The 4,117-nt window shown below is 61.5% G+C and carries 3 protein-coding genes; 1 reads left to right on the top strand and 2 read right to left on the bottom strand.

Going from position 1 to position 4,117, the window contains the following annotated elements; all coding sequences use genetic code 11:
- Together VFL62_RS08640 and VFL62_RS08645 are read right to left on the bottom strand one after the other, a co-directional pair.
- Positions 1-917: IS1595 family transposase (locus VFL62_RS08640; protein ID WP_325171954.1), on the bottom strand; the 917-nt coding region annotated here is incomplete at its 3' end.
- Between the two features lie 163 nt (positions 918-1,080).
- Positions 1,081-2,745: a cytochrome-c peroxidase gene (locus tag VFL62_RS08645; RefSeq protein ID WP_325171955.1), complete on the bottom strand. Its 1,665-nt coding sequence runs from the start codon at positions 2,743-2,745 to the stop codon at positions 1,081-1,083.
- Positions 2,746-3,174: 429 nt separating this feature from the next.
- Between VFL62_RS08645 and VFL62_RS08650 the strand changes: the two genes are divergently transcribed.
- A complete protein-coding gene (locus tag VFL62_RS08650) occupies positions 3,175-3,696 on the top strand; it encodes a cytochrome b (RefSeq protein ID WP_325171956.1) in 522 nt (173 codons plus the stop codon).
- Positions 3,697-4,117: the final 421 nt, after the last annotated feature.

Here is a 4,117-nt window from a genome sequence, read left to right on the forward strand (position 1 = left end):
GCGCGGCGGATCAGATAGCCATCCAGGCCGTCGGGCAGGTTGCGGCGATTAAAGCGGTAGGACCATTCCCGCAGATAGCGCGGCAGGTGCTTGGCGCTGACCCCGTGATGAGTGCCGACGAGCCAGGCTTTGATATTGCCGAACAGGGTATGGATGATCGGGAAGAAGGCGCCGGCATTGGCGGGTTCGTCCTGAACGACCGGCGTGTGCTTCAAATGCCCGCCGAGATCGGCGCCGCCGCGATAGCCGGCAAACCCGTCGGTCAGCAGATGGGATTGGGCCGCGACGTTGGCCTTGAGAAAGGCGCCCAGTTCAGCTCCCGTCGCGCTCGGCAACACCGCGATGCGGGCGTCGCCGGCAAAAAAGCCGTGCTGACGCTTGATGGCATGCCCGTGCTTTCCTCTGCGGTTCTTTGGCGCCGGCACCTTTTCGACAGCGGCGACGACCAGGCTCTTGTCGCGGTTCTTGGTGCTGCGGCCGGGACTGGCGGGATCGCCGCGGCCGCCGATGAAGGTCTCGTCGGCTTCGAGAAAGCCGTGCAGCGGACGGGCCGGATCCTCGCTCAGCCCGTGGCGCAGCTTGTGCGCTATGGTCCAGGCGGTCTGGTAGGCCACGCCAAGCTCGCGCCGCAGAAACTTGGCCGAGACGCCGCGCTTGTCGCGGCTCATCAGGTAGGCGGCGAGAAACCACTTCGCGAGATCGGTGCGGGTGCGATGGAACACCGTCCCGGCCGTCACCGATTCCTGCCGGTGGCAGATGGCGCACTCGTAGACCCGCGGCCGCGCCTGGAGCCGCCAAGCCCGCCGTCCGCCGCACCCGGCACAGGAAAACCCGCGCGGCCAGCGCAGCCCCGCCAGATGCTCGATGCACCGCTCCTCCGTCGCAAAGCGCGCCGCAAACTCCAGAAGCCCCGCCATCCGATCCCCTATCCGTTGACCGGTGCTACGCTACTCTGAGGCGAGGCCGACCTCAAGAACATTTAGCGAACCTGCCTTGCCTAGACAGGGAGATCTTCTCATCCTCGGCGTGCCGCATCACCGGGCGAGTGCGCGGCCCAAATGCGGTTCTTACACTGCGCCTTCAAGGTGAGCGGGCAGTTGACATTGAGCCGACAGAGGCTCCGATCGAGTCTCCCGGTGCCGTTACATGGATGTAGCCATCGGTCAGCGTTTTCATAAACGCGACGATGGAATTCTCTTCCTGATCGCTCAGACCAAGATTTCCAATAGTCTTGCTTTCGTTGGCACTCACTTCGGGCGCGGGCCAGCAGCCCGTACCGGCGCGCGGATCGAGCGGATTCGTGCATTTCGGCAGCACGTCCCGAGTGTTGTAGAAATGCACCACCTCCTTAAGGCTCTTGAAATAGCCGTTGTGCATATAGGCTTTGACGAAATCGGGGCGCGGCCGCAAGTCGACGTTGCGTAAGGTTGGTGTCTGGAACGTTCCGTCGAACTTCGGAGCATATTGCGCCCATTGCTTGTTCGGGTTCAGAGCGCCCGCAAGAAAGGCGCCGGCGCCCTGGTCGACAAAACCTGTCCCGAGCGGGTTGGCGACATAGCCGTGTTGGTCCGGCTTAGTTTCACAATCAAAGGGAAGCGCAGGATTGGCGGGGATTCCGAGATTATGGGCCTGGAACTCTGTAAAGAGAGGCGTTGGGTCTTGCTCTGCCGCGAGGAGTTTATCGGGAGATGTGGGCGTTCGTTTCTCGCTCGCCGCTGACACGCTCTCGGTTCCATCGAGGTGGCACGTGTTGCATTTGCCTTTGCCGCGGAAGAGCTGCCAGCCGGCAAATTCTTCGCTGCTCAAGACCTTCCCTTGCGGGTGCGCCAGGGCATAGTCGAACCTCGATGAAAAGGGGCTCACATCGGCGGAGCTTTCGTCCGCAGCGATCGACAACGCGAAATGATCAAAGGTTGAGTTGGATGTTCCGCGATCGACGGCGCTGAGGTGGACCGGAAGCGGATCATTGGCCGGCGGCGGAGCAGGGATTGAACAAACCTTCTCGACATTTGCCGGCCATCTTATCGCAAATGACTGCGCTCCCCAGACCTGCTCGAAGAACCGCCTGTACCCGCTTTGCGACAGGCGATAGACCACGCAAGCCGTATCGGGAAGGGCCATTTCCAGCGGGTTCACGGGCGGACCTTCTGCTTGCGCTGCGGCCGGGTTGCCCAGCCGTAATCCGGTCGCCCGCATGTCCCAAAAGTTGCCGCCAACAAACACATGCTGCGCGGCGTTATATTCGAGCACCGGCGCCAGCGGAGCATAGCCATAGCTCTGCGGTTTGCGGGCGGATATCCGGAAGTTGGGCGCTGGGCGCGCGGCAATGGTGTCGGCCACCGAGCCCGGCTGGGCCACGATCGTTTTATTCCAGAGCGACACGCCGCCGGTAAAACCCGTTTCCGGGGTGTGACACGAGACGCAGGCAAGATTTTTGGCGACCGAAAGATTCTTGTCGTAAAGAGCAAGCGTCCCGAGGAGGGCCAATTGATGATAGGGGTCGAGAGACATCGGGTGTTGTGCTTGCCTGAGCGCCCCGGCGAAGACCCTGTCGATTTCGGCGTTGACGCGTGCGACATCTGGATCTTCCTTTGCCCCACCCGGAAGAAGGGTCATGATGTCGATCTGCGCCGAGCAAAGCTGCGGCGGGGTGACGGACTGGGCCGGCGCTCGTTGTGCCGCCGCCACATAACTGAGCACGATGACCCCAGCCAGCGCGGATCGCAAAATTGACTTGTTTTTCATTAATAGTCCCCTCCCCTTTGTCGAACTGAAACTGATCAGGATCCGCGGTTGCTCCAGTCTAGACGCGCGGCGGACTTTCCGCCTTCTCGGCTCGGGACCATCACTACATCAAGGTGCTCGGGCCGCGGCATCTTCGGCTCTGCGCTGTCGGCTCAATAAACCTCGATCGGCGGTGCGGGAGCGAGCCTGATCGCCCGATATCGCACGGCGATGCACAATGAGATTGGCACCTTGCGACGCGATTGCCACTAGAACGAAGTGTGGGGTTTGTTTACACGAACGTATAATAACAGAAACTGAGGACGTAAACTACCTATTGACCCGGCGGCCTAGCTCAGCATCCATCTATATTGGCATGACAATGAAGTTCACCGCGGAGGCGACGCGGATAGCCGCGGGCGGCGACCGCGTTCGTTATGATCCTTTTCCATGACGCTGCATTGGGTGACCGCCTTCTTGGTCGTAACGCAGTTCCTGTTAGCCGAGTTTTGGGGATTTGTCGCCCATTCTCTGCATTCCTCGATGATCGTGGCGCACATGTCGTTCGGCATCCTGCTGACCGCGGTCGTGTTGATCCGCATTGCCTGGCGCCTAACCCCCGGGCATCGCGTCCGTGATGCAGTGAGAGGCTGGGTGGAATTCGCCGCCAAGGGAGTCCATTATCTACTCTACGGTCTGCTTGTGGTGCAGGCAGCGCTGGGCTTTGTCCTTCGCTGGTCGGGCAATGAGGCGATGAGCTTCTTCAAGCTTTTGATACCGCCCCCGTTCGCTCAGTTTTCCAAGCCTGCGCATGAACTCGTGGCCGAGGCCCACAACTGGGTTGGCTGGACCATCGTAATCCTGGCAGGAGGCCATGCCGCGGCAGCGATGTTCCACCATTTTCTGCTGCGCGACAGCTTGTTGTGGCGCATGCTGCCTGGCTTGCGGGCGCATCAGGTGGGGTCTCAATGAGCGCAGGAACGCCTGAAGATCGGACGTCCGCCGCCGCTAGTTGAGAGCGGTTGGCTGGAGGTCATGGACGAAAATTCATGCACCTCCCCGCCGGCTTCGGCACCGAGCCGCAGGCCGCGGCCGAACCTTAGGGCTTCATGCTGGTGCCGCCAACGCCCGGAATCGGCGCATCCTTCCCGTTCCCGCTCGCTCCGGCGGAAGTCGGCTGACTGAACGGACACCGGACGTTCAGCCAAGGCGGCGGGAACGGGTCAAAGTGCCCCATTCCAGCCGTTCATTGATGCCCCAAGGTTCGGCGCGAGACGAGTTGTGTCCGGGAAGTTCTGCAAAAAGATCCGGTAGCGGGCAAAGTTTGTTTGTTCGATCGCAGAGGCCGTTTCTTCGTCCCGACCTGAGGTCAGGGTGGCGCCGCGCGCAGCCG

The sequence above is a fragment of the Bradyrhizobium sp. genome (assembly GCF_035701725.1).
Classification (GTDB): Bacteria; Pseudomonadota; Alphaproteobacteria; order Rhizobiales; family Xanthobacteraceae; genus Bradyrhizobium.

Bases quoted from the DNA above. Each gene is read 5' to 3' on its own strand.
- VFL62_RS08650 (WP_325171956.1), top strand. From the start codon at position 3,175: ATGACGCTGCATTGGGTGACCGCCTTCTTGGTCGTAACGCAGTTCCTG.
- VFL62_RS08645 (WP_325171955.1), bottom strand. From the start codon at position 2,745: ATGAAAAACAAGTCAATTTTGCGATCCGCGCTGGCTGGGGTCATCGTG.